Raw genomic sequence first — 23,203 nt, forward strand, 5'->3', positions numbered from 1 at the left:
AGACGTTGAGGTACGTCCCGGGCGGGCAGCCTGCCTTCTTTTCACTCTCACCAGCCGAACTGCCACCGCCTTGCCGCCGTTAGGGAGTCTGCGGACGAACAGGCGGCCACAAACTGAGCTTGCGTTGACGGGTGACCTCGAACTTGGCGAAGTCGACCCGTGCCAGCATCACCTCGACGCCCATCCCCTTCACCATCTCCCGCATCTGCTCGTAGGAACGCTCGCGGAACTTCGGACCTGCAATGATTTTCTTCAACCGCAGGTCAGGCCCGAATGGCTGGAAGTAGTGCGTCTGGCCTTGGATGACCTCGGGGTTCACCAGTGGCAGTAGCCAGCGCCACTCGTCTTCATACGCCCAACCGTCAGACTTTATCCGCGCCAACTCTTTAAGGTGCTCAGGCCCTATTTCGGCATACGACGACAGTCCGAGGTCGACCAGGCGCGGCCTCGTTTTGCGGTAACGGACCTTGAAGAAGTCCCCTTCCGAAACGTCAAACCCAAGCACCATCCCGCGAAATTTCGCCATAGTGCCCCCACATCTGCGGCTTCGACCACGTTTCGCTCATACAGATGAGGCCCTGCTCCTGGTCTAGCCGGCGGCGGTACGAGGACAGGTGGATGCGGTCGCGCTTGTCGTCGAGCACGATGCCTATGAATTCGAAGGCGTCATTGAGGTCTTCGATGCGGGAGATCCGTAGGCACCGCTTCTTGATGGCAGCGACCGCGTACCGGGCCTTCAGGACGCAACGGAGCTACAACTGCCGGCATCCAACGCCGGTGAATATATTGCCGGCGAGCCGCCGCATGTCTGACGCCTCGCAGAATTGTTGACTGAACTGCCCACGCTGCCTAACTGCATCACCTGAGCAGAAGACAGAGCGTGAATCTGCCGAACATTATTTGCGAAAACGCGCTTGCCAAGAGCTTCTTCGAGCGCTGCGCGGAGTCGCTACCGAAATTCCACAATCCGTTCATCGGCGCGCTCTATGACTGGCAGACGTTGCTTACAGGTGTATTTGCTCTTGTCGGGTCGTTCGAGTCCTCGCGCAGCCTGGTCGCAGCGTCGCCTGCTTCCGCAGTCTCTGGAGAATCATTTGGAGTCGCCTGTATTTTCCTGGTCATATGTCCCTAGTCAGCGCGACCGGCGAAGTTCGGCCAAGCGATCGGCCAAATCGACCTACCGATCGCAAATTTGTACATACTATCAATGCGCTAAGCATAGCGAATATCGGCCATCATCGGCATCGGCATTGGCGTCGTCGATCAACCGTCTCGGTGAAGCTGAGGTAGCGGCTAACATCGGCCAAATGATCGGCCAGTTATGGGCGCTCAGCTAAAATTTCTGTTGACATATACGTACTTAGCGCGATCTAACATCGGCCAATCATGGAAGAGACCGTACAGCGCATCGAGCCGGCGCGCCTGGAAGACGTTGCGGAGCCTATCTCCGACGCGCTGGCTGAGCTGTCAGCAAGCTCGGCGGTTCTCGGCGCCAAGCTGCATCCGCGCACGGCTGCGAACCTGGCGGATCTCGTGCGCATCATGAACACCTATTACAGCAACCTGATCGAGGGCCACAACACGCGCCCCCGCGACATCGAACGCGCCCTCGCCGGCGAATTCGACAAAGACCAGGAACGACGCAACCTGCAGGTGGAAGCCGCGGCCCATGTTCGACTGCAGGGGGAAATCGATCGCCTGGCAGCGGAGGGTCAGCTCCCAGAACCGGCTTCGCTTGATTTTTTGCGCTGGCTGCATGCGGAATTCTACCGTGACGCCGATGAGGCGATGTTGCGCATTCGCGGCGCAGACAGAGAATTCTTGATGGTTCCGGGTCGGTGGCGATCACAGCCCGAACATGATGTTACTGTCGGCCGCCACCAGCCGCCGTCAAGCGATCGCGTCGAAGCGTTCATGGAGCATTTCGCTAGCCGGTACCGCTTCCAACGTACGGGCAAAGCGGCTAGGATATTGGCGATTCCGGCCGCGCATCATCGGTTCAATTACATTCATCCCTTCCCAGACGGCAATGGACGCGTCAGTCGCTTGATGAGTCACGCCATGGCCCATGAGGCAGGAATCGCCGCGCACGGGCTGTGGTCGATTTCCCGAGGCCTGGCGCGGGGTCTGGAAAGCCGCGGCGACTATAAACGCATGATGGATCACGCCGACATGCCACGCCAAGGCGATCGCGACGGCCGCGGTAATCTTTCTATGCGGGCGCTGGCAGATTTTACCTTATGGTTTCTACGCGTATGCATCGACCAGGTCAGTTTCATGTCCAGCCTGTTCGATTTGAACCAACTTGCCCGGCGCCTGCAGCGGTTCGTTCAACGCTACGACCTGAAGCCGGAAGCTTTCCGGCTGCTCGAAGAGGCGCTTCTGCGCGGCGAGTTCGATCGCGGTGAGGCCTCACGTATCGCTGGCTTGCCGGAACGTACGGCCCGCCGCGTGTTTACCGAGGTGCTCGAGCTTGGCCTGCTTGCGTCCGATACCCCGAAAGGACCGGTATCGCTACGCTTCCCGGTCGACACGTTGGACGAACTGTTTCCTAAGCTATTTCCGGAAACTTAGCGTCGCATAACTGCGCCTACTGTTTCCCCGCCCGGGCGAGTTGCGAGCCGCCGGATGGGAAGAGTTCGACTTCAAAGGCTCGGTGTGGACCATCCCGGAAGCAGGCAAGAAAATGCGGCGGCCGCGCCGCGTTGCACTTTCGAGGCAGGCCATCAAAATCCTGACCGATCTCAGAGACATTTCCGAGGGCGAGGCGCTGCTGTTTCCAACTGCGCGATCGGGTTCTCGTCCGATTTCCGACAATACCCTTAACGCCGCCCTGCGTCGCATGGGTTACAGCAAGAAAGAAGCAACGGCTCACGGTTCCCGAGCAACGGCATCAACTCTGTTGAATGAATGCGGCAAGTGGCATCCAGACGCAAGAGAGACAGCTGGCCCATATTGAAAAGAACGACGTTCGGCGCGCTTACGCCAGGGCGGAGCACTGGGAAAAGCGCGTCAGTATGATGCAGTTGGTGGGCCGATTATCTGGAACGAAATTGAGAGCACGAAACCTGCAGTTGAACCCAACCAAGTGTAACTGCAACCCCGTGTCCGCACCTATCGTGAACATGAACATCAGCTTTGCGTACGTTATGACATTGGCCGCGTCTATGTTGGGGCGGAACCGGCGACGCAGTCCTTCGAGGGACAGGGGCTTTTCACAAATCTACGTCAAGCGGCTTAATTGGTTGTGGAGCTTCATTCGTTATTCCGAGTCGGCGTCAGCACAGCGTCGGGAACAGCGGTCTGGCTCAGCGTTCCGGCTTGTCGTCCCGGAGGATGCGCTCAGCGGCTCCGTCAAGATCCTCATATTGGCCACTCTTCAATGCCCACAGAAAGCCAGTCAGCCCCAGTGCGCCAAGAAATAGGGCGACTGGCATGAGGTAGACGAGTATCGTCATGATGACCGCGCTGATGGGTGAATGCCAGAATGCGTTGCCGAAGAAGCCCTCGTCAGCTCGGCGAGCATAAAGCCCTGCAGCCTCAGCCCGTTTCCGATCACCAGCAGCGATGAGGCGGACATCGCCACCGCCGCGATCAACGGCGTGACGTGGCCGAAGATGGCGATCGGCACGGCAACGGCGTTGTAGATGATCGCGATGGCTATGTTCTGGCGCATCAACCGCCCTGCCTTCCGCGAGACGTCCAGCGCAAGGGGTACTGCCGAAAGGCTTTCACGCAGAAACACGAAATCGGCCGCGTTGCGGCCAATATCGGCGGCGGTGGCGGGAGCGATCGAGACGTGCGCCGCGCCCAGCGCTGGTGTGTCGTTGAGTCCGTCGCCCACCATCAGGACCTTGTGGCCGGCCTTGGTCAGCATTTCGATCCGCTCAACCTTCCCGGATGGCGGCAGCGCCGGAACAAAACGGTCGATGCCCAATATTCTTGCGACATCGCCACAGACGTCCGCGGTATCGCCCGACAGCATTTCGACCGAGACCCCTGCATCGTTCAATTGCGCCATGACGCTCCCGGCATCGGCCCGCAACGCATCCTCGAAAGCGAAGGAAGCGACAATCATCCCGTTCTTCGTGAGAACCGTTCCGCCGTAGCCATGTTTGCCTTCGCCGCCGGTTCGAGCCTTCCATCCAGCCCATCCGCGTCGACCCAGCCGCCAGGTATTTCCGGCGTCAGTTGCTTCGATTCCAAATCCCGGATGCTCGGTGACGGCACGGAATTTGTGTTGCCCGCCAGGCGTGGCAAAACCGGCTATGGCCTTTGAAAACGGATGCCGCGAGTGCGCTGCCAGGTCGGCTGCAACTGCCAGCATGGCGGGATCGATCGATGACGCGTTGACGAGCCGGGGCTGGCCAAGCGTGAGCGTTCCGGTCTTGTCGAACACCGCTATATCAATCGTCGCCAGGCGTTCCATGGCCGAACCGTCCTTGACCATGATGCCGTTCTCGAACAGGCGCCGTGCGGCGACCACCTGTACGATCGGCACCGCGAGGCCAAGCGCGCACGGACACGTGATGATGAGAACAGCGATGGCGATCGTCATCGCCCGGTGCCAGTCGCCGGTCGCCGCCATCCAGCCCAGGAATGTTACCAACGCGGTGAGATGAACCACGGGCGCATAGAGTGCCGACACGCGGTCGGCGATACGACGATAGCGGGCACGACCGCCCTCGGCGGCTTCCATCAGTCGAACCATTTCGGCGAGGAACGAATCCTTGGCGGCAGCCGTCGCCTCGATCGTCAGCGGGCCGGTAAGATTGAGCACGCCGGCCTGTACTGCTGCGCCCGGGGCCACGTTTTTTGGCGTGCTTTCGCCTGAGGCCAGTGAGCAGTCGAGATCCGACGCCCCCTGAATGATCTTGCCGTCGACGGGGATTCTTTCACCGGCTGCGATCAACAACCGCATGCCTGGTTCGATCTCGCCGACCGGCAGATAGTCGCGCGCGCCGTCGCCGCGCTGCACCATGGCGCCACGCGCGGCCAGCTGAGACAGGCCTTTCACCGCGGTGCGGGCACGTTCGCGCATCACGTGATCGAGGGTCCTGCCGATCAAAAGGAAAAACAGCAGTGATACCGACGCGTCAAAATAGGCATGGTCGCCATGGTTGATCGTCTCATAGAGGCTCATGGCATAAGCGAGCGACACCCCAACCGCGATCGGCACGTCCATGTTCATGCGGCCGTGGCGCAGTGCATTCCAGGCCGAGCGGAAGAAGATGCCGCCGGCGAAGGCGAGCGCCGGGATGGCGATCAATGCGGAGACCCAGTGAAACAAGTCGCGGGTTGCACCTTCGGCGCCGGACCAGACCGAGACCGAAAGCAGCATGATGTTGCCTGCCGCGAAGCCGGCAACAGCGACGGCGCGGATCAACTCGGCAAGCGTCTTGTCCTTCTTATCAGCGTCGGCTTCGAACAGGTGCGCCTGAAAGCCCAGCCGTCCCAGCGCGGCGACAAACGGAGGCACAGAGTCCCCACGCCACCGGATCGCGACCCGTTTCGTCGACAGGTTGACACGAGCGCCTTCGACGCGATCGAGCCTTCCGAGAGCCGTCTCGATGGCCTGGATGCAGGCCGCGCAGTGAACCGTCGGCACTGAAAGGTCGGTCTGCCAAAGATTGTCGCCAAGCGATCGGCTCGCCAACCTGATCTCCTGGCTAGACGGCAGGACCGATGTGGTACTGGTCAGATCCAGCGCCAGTTCCGCGCTGGGTGCACAACAGCTCATTGCAGCGCTCCTTGCGAAATCATGATCCGGCGAACGTCGCGATAGGGCTCTGTCAGACCGGCATCGGCGTCGACTTCGACGATCCAGACGCCATCCCTTGGCAAGTGCTGCGCGGCAAATTCCTGGTCCGAGACGAGGGCGAGAGTGACGGCCTTGTCCCCAGCCTCGTAGGCGGGATGACGAAACAGTATCTTGACGCCATGCAAGGGGACCGGCTTGCCGGTGGTATCGCTCAAGCTGTAGCGGACCTCACCCCGAGCGATCGTCAGTTTGCCGGTCCAGCCGAGTGCCGCCTGCGCGCGCCCTTCCTCGGCCTTTCGGTTGAATTGCTGGCTGGCCACATAGGTGTTCTCGACGACAAGGCCGGTCCAGCTCGTGCTGGCGAGTGTCGCCATCGTGAGATTGACCGCGATGATCACGCCGAAAAAGCCGAGAATGGTGAGCAGCATGTGCCTGCCGGTGAACTCACGCGTCTTTTGCGTATTGGTGCTCATCTGGCGATCTCCGGGGCGTTGAAGGTGGCGGTGTATTCGTCCGATTCGAAGCTCGCTCTGTCCTCGACGCGGAACTTGAAGGTTTGTGCAGCGTGCCGAACCTCACCCGCTGGCTGGCGCACGAAGACCTTGAGCATGTTCAGCCGGTCGGGTTGGACCGCGATGGCGAAGAAGCGAGCTGCCGGCAGATCACTGCCGACGACGCTCATTTCGGCTCCCTGCAAGCCCTGCATCGTGACGACGATCGTCCTTGGCTCGGGGATCATGTTAAGCAGCTTGACGGTGTAACCGTTGCGGATCGAGCCGTCGGACAGGGTCACGAATTGCGGATTGCGGTCGTGCAGGACGTTGATCTCGAGTCGGTCGCGCGTCAGCAGCGAATAGATCAAGGCAAGCCCGACCGCCGTCCACGCGCCCATGTAGAAGAAGGTCCTCGGCCGGAAGATCTTGCGAATATGGAAATGCGCCAACCTGGCGGAGAATGTGCTGTCGGCCGTTCTGACGAGTGAAGGGTTCACGGGACCGGAGCCGCCTGCGGTCGCCACCGCCATGTTGGCGTTGTAGTCGGACAGCGTCGCATAGGAGATCAGCCCGCGCTCCTTGCCGAGCTTGTTCATGACGCCGTCGCAGGCATTAAGGCACAGCGCGCAAGTGATGCATTCGAGTTGCTGGCCGTCGCGAATGTCGATCCCCATCGGGCAGACTGCGACACAGGCATTGCAGTCGACGCAGTCACCGACCGGCTGCCCCGCAGCCTGGACCTTCTTGGCGTGCCGCGAACGAGGTTCGCCACGCCAGTCATTGTAGGTCACAGTGAGCGAATTCTCGTCGAGCATGGCAGCCTGGATGCGCGGCCACGGGCACATGTAGGTGCAGACTTGCTCGCGCATCAGCCCGCCGAATGTGTAGGTGGTGGCCGTCAGCACCGCGATGGTGACGTAGGCGACCGAAGCGGCGGTGCCGTTGAATACGTCGCCGATCAGCGTCGGCGCATCGGCTAAATAGAGGATCCAGGCGCCGCCGGTAGCTGCCGCTATGACCAGCCAGATGGCGTGTTTCGACACACGCAGCACCAGTTTGCGCGCGGTCCAGCGGCCGGCGTCGAGCTTCATGCGAGCGTTGCGATCGCCTTCGATCGCCCGCTCGACAACTAGGAAAAGATCGACCCATACCGTCTGCGGGCAGGTATAGCCGCACCAGGCGCGGCCGACGGTGGACGTGATCAGGAAGAGGCCGATGCCGGCCATCATCAAAAGGCCGGCGACATAGTAGAATTCCTGCGGCCATATCTCGATGAAGAAGACGTAGAAACGGCGGTTGGCAAGATCGATCAGCACGGCCTGATCAGGAGCAAACGGACCTCGATCCCAGCGCAACCAGGGCATCAGATAATAGATGCCCAGCGTGACCGCCATCACCAGCCATTTGAAGCGGCGAAAGCTGCCCGAGGCGCGTTTAGGGAAGATTTTCTTGCGCGGAGCATAGAGCGGCTGTCGTGTCTTGGCGGAGTTGACCGCTTTTGCCTCGAGCCGCTCCATCTGCGTTTTATCCAGCACGTGCATCTCCACTCGCGCGCGGCCTATGACATCGTTGTGCGACGGACTGCTTCGACAGACGTCCGGTCTGCAGTGAGCCCGCTTCGCCGTGTGGGCCGCGCCGCCTTGCTGCAGGTCAATCGCCGCATGCCGGAATGGTGTCGGGGCCCGACTCGTGCCGGGCCCCGTCGCTTGGCGGGGAGGGCCGAGAATAGGCTTCCGTTCCTATTCTCCGCCGCCAAGCGAATGGACATAAACCGCAAGTTCCTTAACCTTGGTCTCGCCGAGACGCCCGATCCAGGCCGGCATGACACCGTGCTTCGGCGCGCGGACTTGGACGGCGATGGCTGTCTCGCCGGGTGCGTAGAGCCAGATCGCATCGGTCAGATTGGGCGCGCCGAGCTCTTTGTTGCCTTTCGCATTATCGCCATGACAGGCGACGCAGTTTTCCGCGAATACCTTGGCGCCGGGCTCGATAAGACTTGCATCCTGGACCTTGCCCGAGAGGCTGGCGACATAGGCGCCGACCTGTGCGATCTGTTCGGGCGTGATGATGTCACCGAAGGGGGGCATTTCCGACTGCCGAGTATCCGGGTCGGATGCGAAACGGATGCCGTGCGCGATCGTTTGCTGGATCTGCTCGGTCGTGCCGCCCCACAGCCAGTCATCGTCGTTCAGGTTTGGAAATCCCTTCGACCCTTGGGCGCCCGAGCCGTGGCATTGCACGCAATTGACCTTGAAGGTAGCTCCGCCGGCCGCTACCGCGAATTCACGCAGCGCGTCGTCGGCTGCAATCTCGGATACGGTCTTCTGCTGGATGGCCGCGACATATTTGCCCTTGGCGGCTTCGGCAGCCGCCAGCTCAATCTTGACAGCGTTGCGGCTGGAATAGCCAAGCACACCCTTGGTCGCGGAAGACAGCATCGGCCAAGCCGGATACGCAATTGTATAAGCCACCGCCCAAGCGACGGTGATGTAGAAGGTTATCACCCACCATCGGGGCAATGGGTTGTTGAGCTCCCTTATCCCGTCCCATTCATGACCGGTCGTTGAGATGCCCGAGACTTCATCGATATGCTCGCTGCTCATGATCAGTCGTCCTTGAGTGGAATCTGGGCGGCTTGATCGGCCTGTGTTTTGCCGCCGGGACGCAAGGCAAAGGCAATGCAGCCGACGAAGAAGAGCGCCATGGCAAGCAGACCCCAGCTGTCCGCGAATTCCCGCATCAAATTATAGCTCATTGCGTCCCCCTCAGCGGTAGCCGGCTGCATCGTCATAGGTCTTGAAATCGACCAGTGTTCCCAGCATTTGCAGATAGGCGACGAGGGCATCCATCTCGGTCACCTGCTGCGGATTGCCGTCCAGATCACCGACTTTGGCTTTCGGATAGCGTTTCTCGACGCCGGAGGCATCGGCATTCGGGTCGGCCTGGGCCATCAGATCGGCATTGGCGTGCGCGATCATGTCATCGGAGTACGGGACGCCAACACGCGCGTTCGCAACCAGATGCGTCGAGAAGTCCTTCACCTCGATCGGAGCGTCCTTCAGGAAGGCATAGCGAGGCATGATAGATTCCGGCACCACCGAACGTGGATCCATAAGGTGCTGAACGTGCCATTCGTTGGAATAGCGGTTGCCGACTCGTGCAAGGTCAGGGCCGGTGCGCTTCGAGCCCCACTGGAAGGGGTGGTCGTACATGGACTCGGCGGCCAGGCTGTAGTGGCCGTAGCGCTCGACCTCGTCCCGGAAAGGCCTGATCATCTGGCTGTGGCAGAGGTAGCAGCCCTCGCGCACATAGATGTTGCGTCCGGCGAGTTCCAGTGGCGAGTAGGGCCGCATGCCTTCGACTTTCTCGATCGTGTTGTCGAGATAGAAAAGCGGCGCAATCTCGACGATGCCGCCGACGGTCACGACAAGAAGAGAGCCAACGAGAAGAAGCGTGGCGTTCTTCTCGATGATCGCGTGTTTGTCCATCAAGCCCATTGTCTGGCTCCCTATTCGGCAGGCCGGAGGGCGGGCTCGGAACCTGGCATTGGTTGCTCTTCGCGCTGGTGGCCAAGAATGGTCATGGTCACGTTCCAGGCCATGAGCAGGGCGCCGGTGAGGTACATCGCACCGCCGATGGCACGCATGACGTAGAAGGGATGCATGGCGGCGACGGTTTCGGCGAAGGAGTAGACGAGGAAACCCTGCTCGTCGTATTCGCGCCACATCAGGCCCTGCATGATGCCGGAAACCCACATCACCGCGGCGTAGACGACGATTCCGAGCGTCGCCAGCCAGAAGTGCCAGGTGACGAGCCGCAGCGAATAGAGACGTTCACGGTTCCACAGTTTCGGCACCATGTAGTAGATTGCGCCGAACGAGATCATGCCAACCCAGCCGAGCGCGCCGGAATGGACATGGCCGATGGTCCAGTCCGTGTAGTGCGACAGCGAATTGACCGTCTTGATCGACATAATCGGACCTTCGAAGGTCGACATGCCGTAGAAGGCGACTGCCATCACCATCATGCGGATGATCGGATCGGTGCGCAGCTTGTCCCAGGCGCCAGACAGCGTCATCAGGCCATTGATCATACCGCCCCATGAGGGCATCCACAGCATGATCGAGAACGCCATGCCGAGCGTCTGCGCCCAGTCGGGTAAGGCGGTGTAATGCAGGTGGTGCGGGCCGGCCCAGATGTAGAGAAAGATGATCGCCCAGAAGTGGACGATCGACAGGCGGTAGGAATAGACCGGCCGGTTCGCCTGCTTGGGCACGAAATAATACATCATGCCGAGGAACCCGGCGGTGAGGAAGAAACCGACGGCGTTGTGGCCATACCACCATTGCGTCAAGGCGTCCTGGACGCCGGAGAAGGCGGAGTAGCTCTTCGAGCCCAGGAACGACGCCGGCATCGACAGATTGTTGACCACATGCAGCATCGCGATTGTCACGATGAAGGACAGGTAGAACCAGTTGGCGACGTAGATATGCGGTTCCTTGCGCTTCAGGATCGTGCCGAGGAACAGGATGAGATAGGCGACCCAGACGATGGTCAGCCAGAGATCCACATACCATTCGGGTTCGGCGTATTCGCGGGCTTCGGTGATGCCGAGCAGGTAGCCGGTCGCGGCCATGACGATGAACAGCTGGTAACCCCAGAACACAAACCAGGCCAGTTTGCCGCCAAACAGCCGGGCGCGGCACGTGCGCTGCACGACATAGAGAGACGTGCAAAGCAAAGCGTTGCCGCCGAAGGCGAAGACGACGCCGGATGTGTGCAGCGGCCGCAGCCGGCCGAAATTGAACCAGGGTTGGATGTTGAGGTGAGGGTATGCCAGCTGCAGGGCAATGATCACACCGACGAGCATGCCGACGACGCCCCAGAATACCGTTGCAATGGCTCCGTAGCGGATCGGGCCATCCATGTAGGCGGAGGTGTCGATCGGAGCCGCCGGCTTGAAATCTGTGTTGCGCAGCAGGATCGCGGTAAAGCCAGCCACGGCGAAGAACAAAACCCCCATATGCTGGCGAAAAGGTCCTTCTACGCCGAAGCCGGCAGCCACCAGGGCCGCAAAAGCAAACAGGCTTAGAACGACGATCTCCGTGCCGAATTTCATGACATGTCCCCGACCAGGATTCCAATGCGCGGACGCCAAATCCGCGGTGCATTAATTCCGTAGTTGCCGCCTGCTCGCCCTGATCCATGTCAGAGCCGCACGATTTTGCTTCGGGCAGCATCGAGTTCGGTGCAATCAGAAGGTGGCGATTTGAACAAGGAAACGCAGCACGGGCCAACCCGCTCATGGACAAGTGCGGCTTTCTCGCGCCAGGTCGGCACAGAGGCGATTCCGGGCGAGGTCATGAAGCTTGCCCATCGGGAAAAGCTGGAGCTCTGCTTCTCGCTGGAAAGCATTGCCGATGCACTGCCGAACGTCGACCGCCTCAAATGTCTTGGAACGGCCAAGAAGATCGTTCCGCTGCTCCGTGACATTCATGGGTTTGAGGAGAGGGTGATTTTCCCTGCGTATGAGGCGCACTTGACTCCGGCCGAGGCCAAACTTGCCTCTACCAGCCGGTTGCGCATCGAGCACCTTGAGGATCAATGCTTCGCTGGCGAGGTGGCCGAAACGCTCCTAGCGATCGGTCATGGTGATCCGATAGAGAGCGCGGAAGCTGTCGGATTCATGCTACGCGGCTTCTTCGAAGGCTTGCGGCGACACATCGCTTTCGAACGCGAGCATGTCCTGCCGCGGATCGTAATAAGCGACGAAGGCCCCGACGCTTAGGTCTCATTCAAAGGCCGGTTGCCGCGCGCCTCGGCCGCCGCAGTGCTGCTCCAGCCGGCTCATGCTGTCGACCGTTACATGGCGTTTGTTCTCGATCCGGATCACGTCGTCAGCCCGCAATCGCGTAAGCTGGCGGCTCACGGTCTCGTTCGTCAGTCCAAGGAAATCAGAGATGTCGGCACGTGTCAGCGGCAGATCGAAGCATGCCGACCCAGCCGCCGGGTCGATACTGGAATCCATATTCCGGGCGATCATGAGGAGAAAGCTCGCCACCTTCTCCGGTGCGGTCTTGCGCCCGAGAGTCACCATCCATTCAAGTGCCTCGTCGAGTTCGTCCAGCGTCTGCTTGAGCAGGCGATGCTCGAGTCCCGGTGATTCCTTTATTATCCGTTCAACGGCCGCCTTCGGAAACGAGCACAGCGAGACGGAGGTTGCCGCTTCCACATTGATCGTGCTTTTCACCTTGAAGGGCCGTCCCAGAAAATCCGGTGCGAACCGAAGACCGACAATCTGCTGGCGGCCGTCCGAAAGGCACTTCGTCAGCTTCACAACGCCTGAAAGCAAGTTTGAATAGCTGTCGACGGCCTCGGCGTCGGCGATCAGTTCGACCCCCGGCTCGAGCTTGTGCCGCGACGAAGTTTTGGCGAGCCCAACCAAATGGTTTGGATCGAGCGCACCGCAGACGCCGCGATGTCGTGCTGCGCAAGACAGGCAAAGAACGGGAATGCCGGAGCTGTGAATGTCTTGCCGTACTGTCATTACGCTCGCGCTACCGATCCCAAGTTTCGGCAGGATAGCAAGCGATGGCAGAGAAATCCTTGCGGCAGTTTGTCCGTGCTGGAGGCTGACCGAAATCAGGGCATTGGCTCTTCGACGCGTCCAGACTTCGGCGAGGCAAAAACGGCGGACCACCAAATGAGACCGAATTTAGCTGCCAGGCTTGGCGAGAACGTCCCGCGTTATACCAGTTACCCGACCGCGCCGCATTTCCATCCTGGCGTCGACGCTGATGTCTATCGAAGCTGGTTGAAGGCGCTCGAAAGCGGTGACGAGGTCTCGCTCTACCTGCACATCCCTTATTGCGACCGGCTGTGCTGGTTCTGTGCGTGCCATACAAAGCAGACCCGCCGCTACGAGCCGGTGGCTTCGTATCTCCGCTCGCTTCACGCGGAGATCGCGACTGTCGCCGGTCTTGTCGGCGGCAAGGCCCATGTCCGCGCCGTGCATTTCGGCGGCGGCTCGCCGACCATGCTGAAGCCCGAGGATATGATAGCCTTGGGAACTGTCCTGCGGGATAGCTTCGATTTTCTTGCCGATGCGAAGATCAGCGTCGAAATCGAACCCAACGACATGGACGAAGCCCGCCTTGATACACTTGCCGAGATCGGCATGGCGCGGGCGAGCCTCGGCGTTCAGGATTTCGATCCGAAGGTGCAGAAGGCGATCAACCGCGAGCAGAGCTTTTTGCAGACCAAGGCGGTTGTCGACGGCATTCGCTCTCGCGGCGTAGGGTCCGTGAACCTCGATTTGCTTTACGGCCTGCCGCATCAGACCAGGGAGAGCGTCTGTTCCACCGTGGCGCAGGCGCTGACTCTGGAGCCGGACCGGATGGCGCTGTTCGGCTACGCGCATGTGCCTTGGTTCAAGAAGCATCAGACTATGATCGACGAGGCATGGTTGCCAGGTCCGGCCGAACGGTTCGCTCAGTGGCAAATTGCCGCCCGTCTGATCATGGGCGCCGGATACGAGGCGATTGGAATAGACCATTTCGCCAAGCCGGATGATGCGCTTGCAGTCTCGGCTCGCGCGGGAACAATCCGCCGCAATTTCCAGGGCTACACCGAGGATCGCTGCGAAACACTGATCGGGCTCGGGCCGTCATCGATCAGCCGGTTTCGACAGGGCTATTCGCAGAACATGCCGTCGACAGCCGAATATGGACGCATGGTCGAGGGGGGACATCTGGCCACGGTCCGCGGCATCGCGTTTTCCGAAGATGACCGTGTTCGCGGCTGGATCATCGAGCGCTTGATGTGCGATTTCGGCTTTTCAGCAGCCGATCTGGTGGAACGCTTCGGGGAAGCCGGACAAAAGCTTCTTTTCCAAGCAAGCTCCATCGCCATTGGCGACCCTGCTCGACCGCTTGAACTCCAAGGTGACAGTTACGTCGTATCGGCGGAAAGTCGTCCCTTTGTAAGGAGCATTGCAGCGAAGTTCGACAAATATTTCGAAAGTGGAACGGCCAGGCACTCAGTGGCAGTCTGAGTGCCACAGACGAACGTCACCGTCTTCAGTCGATCGCGAACCTCCTCAAAATCCCCGAAACCAGCAGCTAACAATTCGATAGTGCATATGACGCCACTTTACGATGGTGTGACGACACGGGTATTTCCCAAAGGGGGTCGCATGGCAGAGGGCTGGGACCCGCCGGAACCCTGCAGGCAGGGCTCCACTTAAAGCAGGTTGGATTGTTCGGCCCAGTCTTTCACTGAATGTCAGCGACGCACCCCATTGCGGCTTCCGCTACTCAGCGCTGCGGCTCTTGAATACCCCTTTGAGATGAGCTCATTCTGAGTAACAACCACACGGCGTTCCCACGTGTCTGAAACCATGCATGAGTGCGGCTAGCACGCCCTGCGCCTTGTTCGCGGTTTCCGGGCCGCCCCGGCACTTACTTGACCTCCAGCTGCTCGAAGTTCGCGCATAGGCCTTACATGACGGATCGGTAGGCCGCGACCGCCGGGAAATTAGGCACCCGGGCGGCTGCGCCAATTGACCAACTTTATGCTTCGATTACTCGGAATCTGAACCTGACATGCGTCGCGATTTCTCTGACATGCCGGCGGCAGGCAAGCTTTCCTTTCTGGCCTTGGCAAACGCTCTGTCACCTTCCAGAAACCCTGCCAGCATGAACGGTATGAGTTCCGCTACCGTTTCAGACTCGCCATAGGTCTGGCGGTAAAGCGCCGCATAGTCCTTGAGTGCTTGGTTCAGGTCCGCGCTAACGGTGATGGTCATCTTCGAAGGTGTCCGGTCTGGAAGCTTTCCAAGTTTCAGATCTGCCATGATTACTCCTGTTCAAGTCGGGTATGGGCGCAGCACAAGATCCTTGTGTACAATCACGCGTAGGGGCCAACCGGGGCGGACGATAATGGTGGGTTGAATATTCAGGTTTTTTTCGGTGATGCGCTGGCCGGCTTGACTGATGTTTTGCTGAGTGGATTCCCGGATCGCCTTAACTAGGTCGCTTTCGTTTTCCCCAAAGCTCAACTCGGTACCAACGCCCAGTAGCGTCGCTAGAGCAACTCCCTTGATCAGCTGCCAGGTGTGAAAATCGACCTTGTCTTCAAGCCCGGCATAGCCGGCAGTATCCGTCGCTGGCAGATTGTCGATTTCGATCGAGGAACCGTCGGGCAGGATTATTCGCTGCCAGACCAGCAATGCGCGCCTCTGCCCAAAAGCCACGACGCTGTCATAAGTGCCGATGAGGCGTGAGCCTTGCGGAATGAGCACAATGCTGCCGGTGACTGTGTCGTGCACATTCTCGGTGACCTGCGCGACGACAAGGCCAGGCAAGTCGGAATTTATGCCGGTGACGAGACTGGCCGCGATCACGCTGCCGGCCATCAGTTGGTAGGGCGAGGCCGGCGTCTGCAGCGCGTGCTGATTGTAGATCCCGCTTGTGTTTCGCTGACTGATAAAATCGAGCTTGCGCTGTTGGTTGTTCTGGTCACCCTCGGCTGGGGCAACGGAAGCTGACACGCGCGTCGCTCCGGATTGCGGAAGCGCCTCAGACGGCTGCTGCGCACTCGGCCCGCCGCCGGCGACATCTGTCTGTCTGGGTCGATTGTCGATCCGGAACAAGACTTGCGACTCGCGCGCCTCAATTGCTTGCTGGGCAAGGCGCTGCTCCTCGGCGGAGATATCCTGCCCTGGCGCGATGCCGAGCTGACGTTGGCGTTCAAGGATGGGGCGACCGAGGTCGCCGGGCAGTGGCGGTCCGAGCACAGGGGCCTTCGGCATGATCCCGGAATAGTCCTTGGGAAGCGCTTCTAGTCCCTCGGCGGGTGGCTTGCGCTCGGTGTTATAGCGGTCCTCTGCCTGGTGCTTGATACGCCATGCCGGTCCTTGAAGCGCCATCATCGTGACGCCCAGAATGGCACCGGATCCGACTGCAGCGATGGCGACGATCAGACCGCGCCTGAATCGGACAGCGCGGCGGGGCGAGGCTCGCAATTGCAGCTGCTCGGGATCGAGTTTCGGCGGCGCATCGGATCGGGAAGTATCGGTCATGAGCGCTCCCCTCACCTGCTGGGCCGCGCAAAGAGCGGAATCCGCCGCGGCGGTTGCCGGCCGTCAGTCCTGGTGATGCGCACCACTTGCTGCTGTTTGGCGCCGAGGCGCAGTTCGGCGGCAGCAAAGAGGCGATCGACGATGTAATAGTTGCCGCGCATACGGAAGTTGACGAGCTGGTCATTGCCATCGGCGCCGACGATGAAGAGAGGAGGCGCTTCACCCTGATCAATGCGACGGGGGAATTCGATATAGACCTTGCTGCCATCGTCGAAAGCGCGCATCGGCCTCCAGGGTGGTGTGTCGCCGGTGATTGAATACCGGAAGCGGATATTCTCGAGCGCCACATTCGAAGCTACCGGCATGGCAGCCTCGGCTTGAGCGTTGCGCTGGCGTAGCGCGATGATCTGGTCCTCGCTATAGCTCCAGGAGATCGCCGCCATTGAGGTTTTCTCGGTGCTTTGAAGCTGCAAATGGTAGGTGCGTCGTTCTGTGGTGATCACCAGATTGGTGGTAAGCCCCGGCGCGAAGGGTTTTACCAGCACATGGGTGCGCTGATTGTCACCGGTGCCGCTGACGGTATCGCCGATCACCCAACGCACCGTGTCGCCGGCCGACACGGCTGTTAGCTTCTCGCCCGGCTGGAGTGCGATATCGGTAACGCGCTCCGGTGCGGCGTAGAGCTGATAGAGCGCGCCATCGGCGAATGGATAGACCTGAACCGCATTCATGTACCCATACCTGGTGGGTTGCTGCGTCGCTGCTTTATTGGCATCGGAGACCCGTTCTTCAGGAGAGCGCTTGTCTTCGGCCACCCTGCCCGGATTGGGCTGTAACTGACCGGGTAGCGGCAGCGGCTTTGGCACCTCGACTATCTTGACCGGCTTCTCCGGCGGCTTCTCGATTGCGGCTGGTTTGAAATCGGCAGCATCATAGTAAATCTCAGGCGGCGGTACCGGCTTCGACGCGCAGGCGGAGAGGACCGCTGTAGAGGCCGACAGGATCAGCACGGCACGGACCGGCGACATTCTATTCTTCATTGGTGGACTCCTTTTGGGGAAACGGACGTCGGCGCAGCACTGTCGAGCTCGCGCGACCAGTCGATGGCGTTGATGAAGACGCCGAGCGGGTTGTTGCGCAGTTGGTCAGTATTGCTTGGCGGGCGGATCACGATGGTGAGGATCGCGGTCCAGCGCGTCGTGCTGGCAAGGCTGCCGCGCTCAAAAACCTGCTCGGCCCATTTGACCTGGAACGAGCTGTCGGAAGCCCTGACCACGCTGGTCACTTGCACCGACACGCTGCGTGTGCCGATCTGGCCGAAAGGATCGTTCGCCTTGGCGTACTCGTTGAGAAAGAGCGCCGCGCGGTCGGTGGCGAAGTCATAGGCCGAAAGCCAGTTCTGCCGCACCAGCACCGGATCGGTGGAAACGGAACGGACATTCTGAATGAAGCGGCCGAGATGCCACGCGATCTGGGCATCGGAGGGCTCGTAGTCCCGGATTGCCGGTGCAACGGCGCGTGCCTCGCCGAAGCCGTCGACCTCGACGACGTAAGGCACGACGCGGCTCTGGATCGACTGCCACACGAGTCCGCCGGAAAGTCCGGCCGCCAAGGTCAGACAGCCAAGAGCCATGAACCGCCAGTTGCGGGCCTGCACTCGAGATGAGCCTATGCGCTCGTCCCAGAGCTGCGCGGCCTTCTGATACGGCGTGACCGGCTCGGGCGTCTTGCCGTAACGTTGAATGGGTCGCTTGAATAGCATTTAGTCGTCCTTGTCGTTGAGAGAGGGATTGGCGCTGCCTCCCGGCCTGTCGCCTTCACGGACGGCCTGCATGGCGGCGTGACGGTGGGCACGGGCTGTCTGTTCGGAACGCAGGCGCCTGGCCCAGCCGGGCGCGGCATCAGCGACCGGACCAGTAGGGCTTCCGGTCATGGATGCGGTCGGCGCACCACCGGTCGCGGTCCAGGCAGCTTCGCGCCCGGCATCAACGCTGCGCCCGAAGCCTCCTGCGGCAGATCGTGCCGCCCGCATTGCGGCGCCGCCGGCGGCGCTGGTCACACCATGCATTCCAGCAGCTACACCGGGCAGGCCGGACTCGGGCGATGTTGCGCGCCCCATCTGCCAGGCCGTAGAAGCCGCTGACCCCATGGTCGTGCCGGCACGGAGTGCGGTGAGACCGCTGCCGGTTGCCATGCGCGCGCCGGCAAATGCTGCGCCTGCGGCAACGAGCGATGCACCGGCTGCGGCTGCCGTGGTTCCAAGTGCGGCGCCCGCGCCAAGCTGCGGCGCGCCCGAGACAAGACCGGAGGCTATCCCAGGTCCGAAAATGCCGAGACCAAGGAGCGCCAAGGCGCCCAGGACCTGTGACATGGCGGCGGCCAGATCCGGCTCCTTGCCTTGCAGCGCGGAAGCGAACTCGCCAAAGAGCGTGGAGCCGATGCCGATGATGACGGCCAACACCATCACCTTGATGCCCGACGAGATGACATTGCCGAGCACGCGCTCGGCGAGAAACGCGGACCGGTTCCAAAGCGCGAAGGGCACAAGAATGAATCCGGCCAGAGTGGTGAGTTTGAATTCGAGGATGGTGATGAAGAGTTGGATGGAGAGGATGAAGAAGGCGATGATGACCAGGAACCAGGCCACGAGCAGCACGAAGATGGTGAGCGCGTTGCCGAAGATTTCTGGGAAGCCGAGAAGCTGGCTTGCCTGATCGAGAAGCGGCCAGGCGCCCTCGAAACCGGTTGCGGCAATGCGGCCCGGATGCAGGAGATTGTCGGCAGATAGGTTGCCGGATGACGCATTGATGCCGAGACCGGCAAAGGACCGATAAATGATGTCGGCGAGGTTCTTGAAGTTATTCAAGATGAAGGCAAAGACGCCGACATAGAGCACTTTGCGGATGAGCCGGCCGAATATGTTGGGTTCGCCGCCGAATGCCCAGGCGAGGCCGGCAAGTGTGACGTCGATGCCGATCAGGGTCGTGGTAAGGAAGGCGACATCGCCCGAGAGCAGACCGAACCCGCTATCGATGTAGCGGATGAAGGTCTCCATGAAGCGATCAATGACCCCAAGGTCGTTCATGCCGCCTTCCTCGTCGTCAGAGATTGGTGATCAGTTGCCGGGATAGGCCCTGCCTGTGCCGAGGAAGCGCTTTGTTGTCTCGCGCGCGGCCTCCTCGGACTGCGCCTTGCGCGCCGCATCCTCGGCCTCAGCGCGGAACTGCGTTGCGAGCAGCGTCTGGATCTGCATCTGCTGCTTGGTCGAAAGCGCAAGGAGCTGGTTAGTGGCCTGACTTGCCTGAAGCGCACCGGCCGCGCCTTGGCTGCGGTTGACGAGATCGGCAAGCAGGTCACCATCACCGCGAACATTCTCGACGATCTGCGACTGGACACCCATGGTCTGACAGAATGCCTGCATTGCGCTTTGCCAGCGGTCACGTGCGGCGCTCGCCACATCGCTGACCTTGATCGTGGCGTCGTAGCTTTCCGGATATTGATTACGCCACTGGTCCTGAAGCTTGTTGAGATCAAAGCTCAGGCCACTCGCCTGGTCCATCAGACCGTCGATCCGTTGGAGCGAGCCGGTAAGCTGACCCACGGAAGAAAAATCCAGACTCTGAAGATTGCGTGCCATGTTCTGCAGCACGGTCGCCTGGTTCTGGAGCGACTGGATCTGGTTGTTGATCTGCTCCAGCGAGCGCGCCGCCGTGAGCACGTTCTGTGCGTAGTTCGACGGATCGAACACGATGAGCGCGTAGGCCGGCTGCACGTAGTCGGCCATCGGCTTGGCGATCAACGAAAGGGTGATCAGGCCCGAGAGAAAGCGGCGCCGCATCATGACGATTGCTCCTTGGTTGGTTGAGGGAATTGCTGGAGAAGCTCGGCCGCCCAATCCAGGCCGCGGGCGCCGAGGAAGCGAAAGACAAAGCTGTCCTGCCCGTGCTTGGACAGGACCCTGTCGATCAGGCTTTGCGCGGCTGGACCCGAGGCGCCGCAAAGTGCAAGCGCGATGGGGCCGAGCCCGAGCTCGAAGAGACGGTTGCCGCAGCGCGACTGCAAATAGTAGTGCCGCTTCGGCGTGGCCCGGGCGATCAGTTCAATCTGCCGGTCGTTGAGACCGAAGCGCTCATAGGCAGTCCGTGCCTGCGGTTCCACGGCACGATCATTGGGGAGAAAAATGCGCTGTGGGCAGCTCTCGATGATCGCCGGCGCTATTGCAGAGCCGGCGATGTCGGCAAGCGACTGCGTGGCGAAGATCACCGATACGTTCTTCTTTCGCAGCACCTTCAGCCATTCGCGGATGCGGGCAGCAAAAAGCGGATTGTCGAGATAGACCCAGGCCTCATCGAGCATGAGCAGCGTCGGTCGCCCGTCGAACCGCTCCTCAAGGCGATGGAAGAGATAGGTGAGCACAGGCAGCACAGCGCTTTGGCTATGCATCAGCTCCTCGGTCTCGAAGCACTGCACATCCGACAAGGCCAGCCGATCGTCGTCGGCATCGAGCAATCGGCCGAAGGGACCGTCGAGCGTGTAGGGCATTAAGGCGGACTTCAGTGCATTGGACTGAAGCAGGACCGACAGACCGGTCAGCGTGCGCTCCTGCGCCGGCGCGGTGGCGAGGCTGTTGAGCGCCGACCAGATCGCCTCCTTCACCTCCGGCGTGAGGGTGACGTTCTCATGGGCAATCAGGCCGGCGATCCATTCAGCTGCCCAGCTGCGCCTACCCTGATCACCGATATTGCGCAGTGGCTGGAAGGCAAGCGCACCGTCCGAACCCAATACATGATGCTCTCCACCCATGGCGAGCGTTGCCGCGCGCGCCGAATTGCCTTTGTCGAAGACATAGACCTGCGCGGCGGCATAGCGACGAAACTGCAGGGCGATCAGGGCAAGCAGCACCGATTTTCCGGCGCCGGTCGGTCCAACGATCAGCATGTGGCCGACATCTTCGACATGGGAAGAAAGCCGGAACGGAGTCGACCCGCTGGTTTCGGCGATGAGGAGCGGCGGGGCCTCTCGTCCAGTGAATTCAGCCAGATGCTCGTTCGCCGCAGGACCGGCCCACACCGAGGAAAGCGGCATGAGATGGGCAAGGTTCAGCGTGTGAACGAGCGGCTGACGAACGTTGGCATAGACATGACCCGGCAGCGAGCCGAGCCAGGCTTCGACCGCATTGACGCTTTCGCGGATGGTGGTGAACCCGAGCCCATTGATGATGCGCTCGACCGCGCGAAGTTTCTCAGCGGCGGCTTGGCGATCCTCGTCCCATACCGTCACCGTTGCAGTGAGATACCCGAAGCCGACATGATCGCCGCCCAACGCCTGAAGTGCTTCATCGGCGTCGAGCGCCTTATTGTCGGCGTCGCTGTCGATGAGCGGAACGGGTTCGTTGCTTACAACCTCGCGCAGGATTGCGACGATCGATTTGCGCTTGGCAAACCACTGCCGGCGCAAGCGGGTCAGCGTCTTGGTGGCCTCGGTCTTGCCGAGCGGAATGAAGCGCGTCATCCAGCGATAGGCGAAATCCTGATGATTGAGGGCATCGAGGATTCCGGGCCGGGTGAGGTTCGGAAAGCCGAGGATGGTAAGTGTGCGAAGATGTTGCTCACCCAGCATCGGCTCCAAGCCGCCGGTAAGCGGCACATCGACCAGGATGCCGTCCAGATACATTGGCGTTTCCGGCACGGCGACCGGATGGCGGCGGGTCGAGATCGTGTCGTGCAGGTATGTCAGCGTCTCGGCGTCATCGAGCGGACGCACTTCGGGCATGAAGCCCGACAGAAGATCCAGCACACGGTCGGTCTCGTCACGGAACCGCGCCATCTCCTGGCGCCAGTCTCTTTCGCCTTCTGAATGATGCTTGTCGACGAGCGCGCTTTCCGCCCGCGCCTGGGCGTCCGGTGGCGGCATGGACAGCAAGGTCAGGTGATAGCGGCTCTCGAAATGCGCGACCTTGCCTTCGAAGGCAGCACGCCGTTCTTCATCAACCAGCCATGACGCCGCGTCCGGGAAACGCGAGGACGGATAGCCCAGCGCTTCGATGCGCTCGGCCTCGAAAAACAATGTCCAGCCGGAGCCAAGGCGTCTAAGCGCATCGTTGGCCCGGGCGCAGATGCCGATGAGTTCGGCTTCGGTCGAGCTTTCCAGATCGGGCCCGCGAAACCGAAGAGTCCGCTGAACGCTGCCGTCCTTGTTGAGCACGATGCCGGGCGCCACCAGTGCTGCCCAGGGCAGATGGTCGGCAAGCCGGTCGGCCTTGCCGCGATATTCCGAAAGGTTCAGCATGCGAGCCATCCCCTCAGGCGAAGGTGACGGACAAGCACGCTGGCAAAGTCGGGATCGCGCCTTGCGGCAAAGACCGCGAGCGTGTGGCCGCCAAGCCAGAGCACTAGCCCGGCAATCCATTGCTGCAAGCCTAGTCCGATGGCCGCAGCCACCGTGCCGTTGAGGATCGCCACCGCCCGCGGCGCGCCGCCAAGCAGGATCGGTTCAGTCAATGCCCGGTGAACGGGAACCTCGAAGCCCTCGATATGTTGCACTCCGGCGGCCATCAGACGAGCGCCCCGCCGCCAAAGGAGAAGAACGAGAGGAAGAAGCTCGATGCGGCGAAGGCGATCGACAGGCCGAAGACGATCTGAATCAGCCGGCGGAAACCGCCTGCAGTATCGCCGAAGGCAAGGGTCAGGCCGGTGGTGATGATGATGATCACCGCGACGATTTTGGCGACCGGTCCCTGCACCGATTCCAGGATCTGCTGCAGCGGCTGTTCCCAAGGCATGCCGGAGCCGGCAGCGTGCGCCGGAACTGTGAGAAGAAACGCGAGCGCGGCAAACGAAAGAAAGCGGAGCTTCTTGCGCATAAGGG

23 protein-coding genes and 1 pseudogene are annotated in these 23,203 nt (G+C 60.9%); 5 read left to right on the plus strand and 19 right to left on the minus strand.

Features of this window, described 5'->3' with window-relative positions:
• Positions 1–79: 79 nt before the first annotated feature.
• Positions 80–526, minus strand: a complete 447-nt coding sequence (locus SLT36_RS24470; RefSeq protein WP_143977237.1) for a DUF2971 domain-containing protein — start codon at positions 524–526, stop codon at positions 80–82.
• Between the two features lie 354 nt (positions 527–880).
• Here SLT36_RS24470 and SLT36_RS24475 point away from each other — a divergent pair, with 354 nt between their 5' ends.
• The 3 genes and pseudogenes from SLT36_RS24475 to SLT36_RS24485 form a co-directional block, all read left to right on the plus strand.
• A complete protein-coding gene (locus SLT36_RS24475; protein ID WP_143977238.1) occupies positions 881–1,132 on the plus strand; it encodes a hypothetical protein in 252 nt (83 codons plus the stop codon).
• A 254-nt stretch (positions 1,133–1,386) separates the two neighbouring features.
• Positions 1,387–2,574: a Fic family protein gene (locus SLT36_RS24480; protein ID WP_006329252.1), complete on the plus strand. Its 1,188-nt coding sequence runs from the start codon at positions 1,387–1,389 to the stop codon at positions 2,572–2,574.
• A gap of 10 nt (positions 2,575–2,584) precedes the next feature.
• A pseudogene (locus SLT36_RS24485) lies at positions 2,585–3,057 on the plus strand (tyrosine-type recombinase/integrase); the annotation flags it as partial.
• Positions 3,058–3,308: 251 nt separating this feature from the next.
• On the opposite strand, the gene ccoS reads toward SLT36_RS24485, so the two are convergent.
• The 8 genes from ccoS to ccoN all read right to left on the minus strand — a co-directional run bounded on the left by ccoS (position 3,309) and on the right by ccoN (position 11,374).
• Positions 3,309–3,458, minus strand: a complete 150-nt coding sequence (gene ccoS / locus SLT36_RS24490) for a cbb3-type cytochrome oxidase assembly protein CcoS (RefSeq protein WP_006329249.1) — start codon at positions 3,456–3,458, stop codon at positions 3,309–3,311.
• Positions 3,455–5,740, minus strand: coding sequence for a cation-translocating P-type ATPase (locus SLT36_RS24495; RefSeq protein WP_143977239.1), 2,286 nt, complete (start codon positions 5,738–5,740; stop codon positions 3,455–3,457). The genes ccoS and SLT36_RS24495 overlap by 4 nt, the downstream gene beginning before the upstream one ends.
• Positions 5,737–6,234, minus strand: a complete 498-nt coding sequence (locus SLT36_RS24500; protein WP_006329246.1) for a FixH family protein — start codon at positions 6,232–6,234, stop codon at positions 5,737–5,739. Before SLT36_RS24500 ends, SLT36_RS24495 begins: the two co-directional genes overlap by 4 nt.
• A complete protein-coding gene (gene ccoG / locus SLT36_RS24505; RefSeq protein WP_109671461.1) occupies positions 6,231–7,796 on the minus strand; it encodes a cytochrome c oxidase accessory protein CcoG in 1,566 nt (521 codons plus the stop codon). The genes SLT36_RS24500 and ccoG overlap by 4 nt, the downstream gene beginning before the upstream one ends.
• A 198-nt stretch (positions 7,797–7,994) precedes the next feature.
• Positions 7,995–8,858 (minus strand): cytochrome-c oxidase, cbb3-type subunit III, encoded by an 864-nt coding sequence (ccoP, locus tag SLT36_RS24510; RefSeq protein WP_019856557.1) that lies wholly within the window; start codon positions 8,856–8,858, stop codon positions 7,995–7,997.
• 2 nt (positions 8,859–8,860) lie between these two features.
• Positions 8,861–9,010, minus strand: coding sequence for a CcoQ/FixQ family Cbb3-type cytochrome c oxidase assembly chaperone (locus SLT36_RS24515; protein WP_027033462.1), 150 nt, complete (start codon positions 9,008–9,010; stop codon positions 8,861–8,863).
• A 10-nt stretch (positions 9,011–9,020) separates the two neighbouring features.
• The gene (ccoO, locus tag SLT36_RS24520) at positions 9,021–9,752 is read right to left on the minus strand and encodes a cytochrome-c oxidase, cbb3-type subunit II (protein ID WP_006329238.1); all 732 of its coding nucleotides are present in this window, start codon (positions 9,750–9,752) and stop codon (positions 9,021–9,023) included.
• A gap of 11 nt (positions 9,753–9,763) precedes the next feature.
• Positions 9,764–11,374 (minus strand): cytochrome-c oxidase, cbb3-type subunit I, encoded by a 1,611-nt coding sequence (gene ccoN, locus SLT36_RS24525; RefSeq protein WP_097572454.1) that lies wholly within the window; start codon positions 11,372–11,374, stop codon positions 9,764–9,766.
• Between the two features lie 129 nt (positions 11,375–11,503).
• On the opposite strand from ccoN, the gene SLT36_RS24530 reads away from it, so the two are divergent.
• Complete coding sequence (locus tag SLT36_RS24530; RefSeq protein ID WP_019856553.1) at positions 11,504–12,043, plus strand: hemerythrin domain-containing protein; 540 nt, start codon at positions 11,504–11,506, stop codon at positions 12,041–12,043.
• A 3-nt stretch (positions 12,044–12,046) separates the two neighbouring features.
• Here SLT36_RS24530 and SLT36_RS24535 read toward each other — a convergent pair whose 3' ends face one another.
• On the minus strand, positions 12,047–12,802 hold the full coding sequence (locus SLT36_RS24535; protein ID WP_143977240.1) for a Crp/Fnr family transcriptional regulator: 756 nt from the start codon (positions 12,800–12,802) through the stop codon (positions 12,047–12,049).
• A gap of 156 nt (positions 12,803–12,958) precedes the next feature.
• On the opposite strand from SLT36_RS24535, the gene hemN reads away from it, so the two are divergent.
• Positions 12,959–14,308 carry an oxygen-independent coproporphyrinogen III oxidase gene (gene hemN / locus SLT36_RS24540; protein WP_143977249.1) on the plus strand — a complete coding sequence of 450 codons (1,350 nt, stop codon included), beginning with the start codon at positions 12,959–12,961 and terminating at the stop codon, positions 14,306–14,308.
• Between the two features lie 528 nt (positions 14,309–14,836).
• Here hemN and SLT36_RS24545 read toward each other — a convergent pair.
• From SLT36_RS24545 to SLT36_RS24585, 9 genes are read right to left on the minus strand one after another with little or no spacing between them, the layout of a single operon-like run.
• Complete coding sequence (locus SLT36_RS24545; protein ID WP_143977241.1) at positions 14,837–15,109, minus strand: DUF2274 domain-containing protein; 273 nt, start codon at positions 15,107–15,109, stop codon at positions 14,837–14,839.
• A gap of 12 nt (positions 15,110–15,121) precedes the next feature.
• A complete protein-coding gene (locus SLT36_RS24550; protein ID WP_143977242.1) occupies positions 15,122–16,336 on the minus strand; it encodes a TrbI/VirB10 family protein in 1,215 nt (404 codons plus the stop codon).
• An 11-nt stretch (positions 16,337–16,347) separates the two neighbouring features.
• Positions 16,348–17,364, minus strand: coding sequence for a P-type conjugative transfer protein TrbG (gene trbG, locus SLT36_RS24555; RefSeq protein WP_167514785.1), 1,017 nt, complete (start codon positions 17,362–17,364; stop codon positions 16,348–16,350).
• An 8-nt stretch (positions 17,365–17,372) separates the two neighbouring features.
• Positions 17,373–18,098: a conjugal transfer protein TrbF gene (trbF, locus tag SLT36_RS24560; RefSeq protein WP_109671454.1), complete on the minus strand. Its 726-nt coding sequence runs from the start codon at positions 18,096–18,098 to the stop codon at positions 17,373–17,375.
• Positions 18,099–19,421, minus strand: a complete 1,323-nt coding sequence (gene trbL, locus SLT36_RS24565) for a P-type conjugative transfer protein TrbL (RefSeq protein ID WP_006329225.1) — start codon at positions 19,419–19,421, stop codon at positions 18,099–18,101.
• A 30-nt stretch (positions 19,422–19,451) separates the two neighbouring features.
• Entirely contained in the window at positions 19,452–20,177 is a 726-nt protein-coding gene (gene trbJ, locus SLT36_RS24570; RefSeq protein ID WP_432284815.1) for a P-type conjugative transfer protein TrbJ, read from the minus strand.
• The gene (gene trbE / locus SLT36_RS24575) at positions 20,174–22,624 is read right to left on the minus strand and encodes a conjugal transfer protein TrbE (RefSeq protein WP_143977245.1); all 2,451 of its coding nucleotides are present in this window, start codon (positions 22,622–22,624) and stop codon (positions 20,174–20,176) included. Before trbE ends, trbJ begins: the two co-directional genes overlap by 4 nt.
• On the minus strand, positions 22,618–22,890 hold the full coding sequence (locus SLT36_RS24580) for a VirB3 family type IV secretion system protein (RefSeq protein ID WP_006329217.1): 273 nt from the start codon (positions 22,888–22,890) through the stop codon (positions 22,618–22,620). The genes trbE and SLT36_RS24580 overlap by 7 nt, the downstream gene beginning before the upstream one ends.
• Complete coding sequence (locus SLT36_RS24585) at positions 22,890–23,198, minus strand: TrbC/VirB2 family protein (RefSeq protein WP_010914020.1); 309 nt, start codon at positions 23,196–23,198, stop codon at positions 22,890–22,892. Before SLT36_RS24585 ends, SLT36_RS24580 begins: the two co-directional genes overlap by 1 nt.
• Between the last annotated feature and the right edge of the window lie 5 nt (positions 23,199–23,203).

The sequence above is a fragment of the Aminobacter sp. BA135 genome (genome assembly GCF_050859125.1).
Taxonomy (GTDB): Bacteria; Pseudomonadota; Alphaproteobacteria; order Rhizobiales; family Rhizobiaceae; genus Aminobacter; species Aminobacter ciceronei.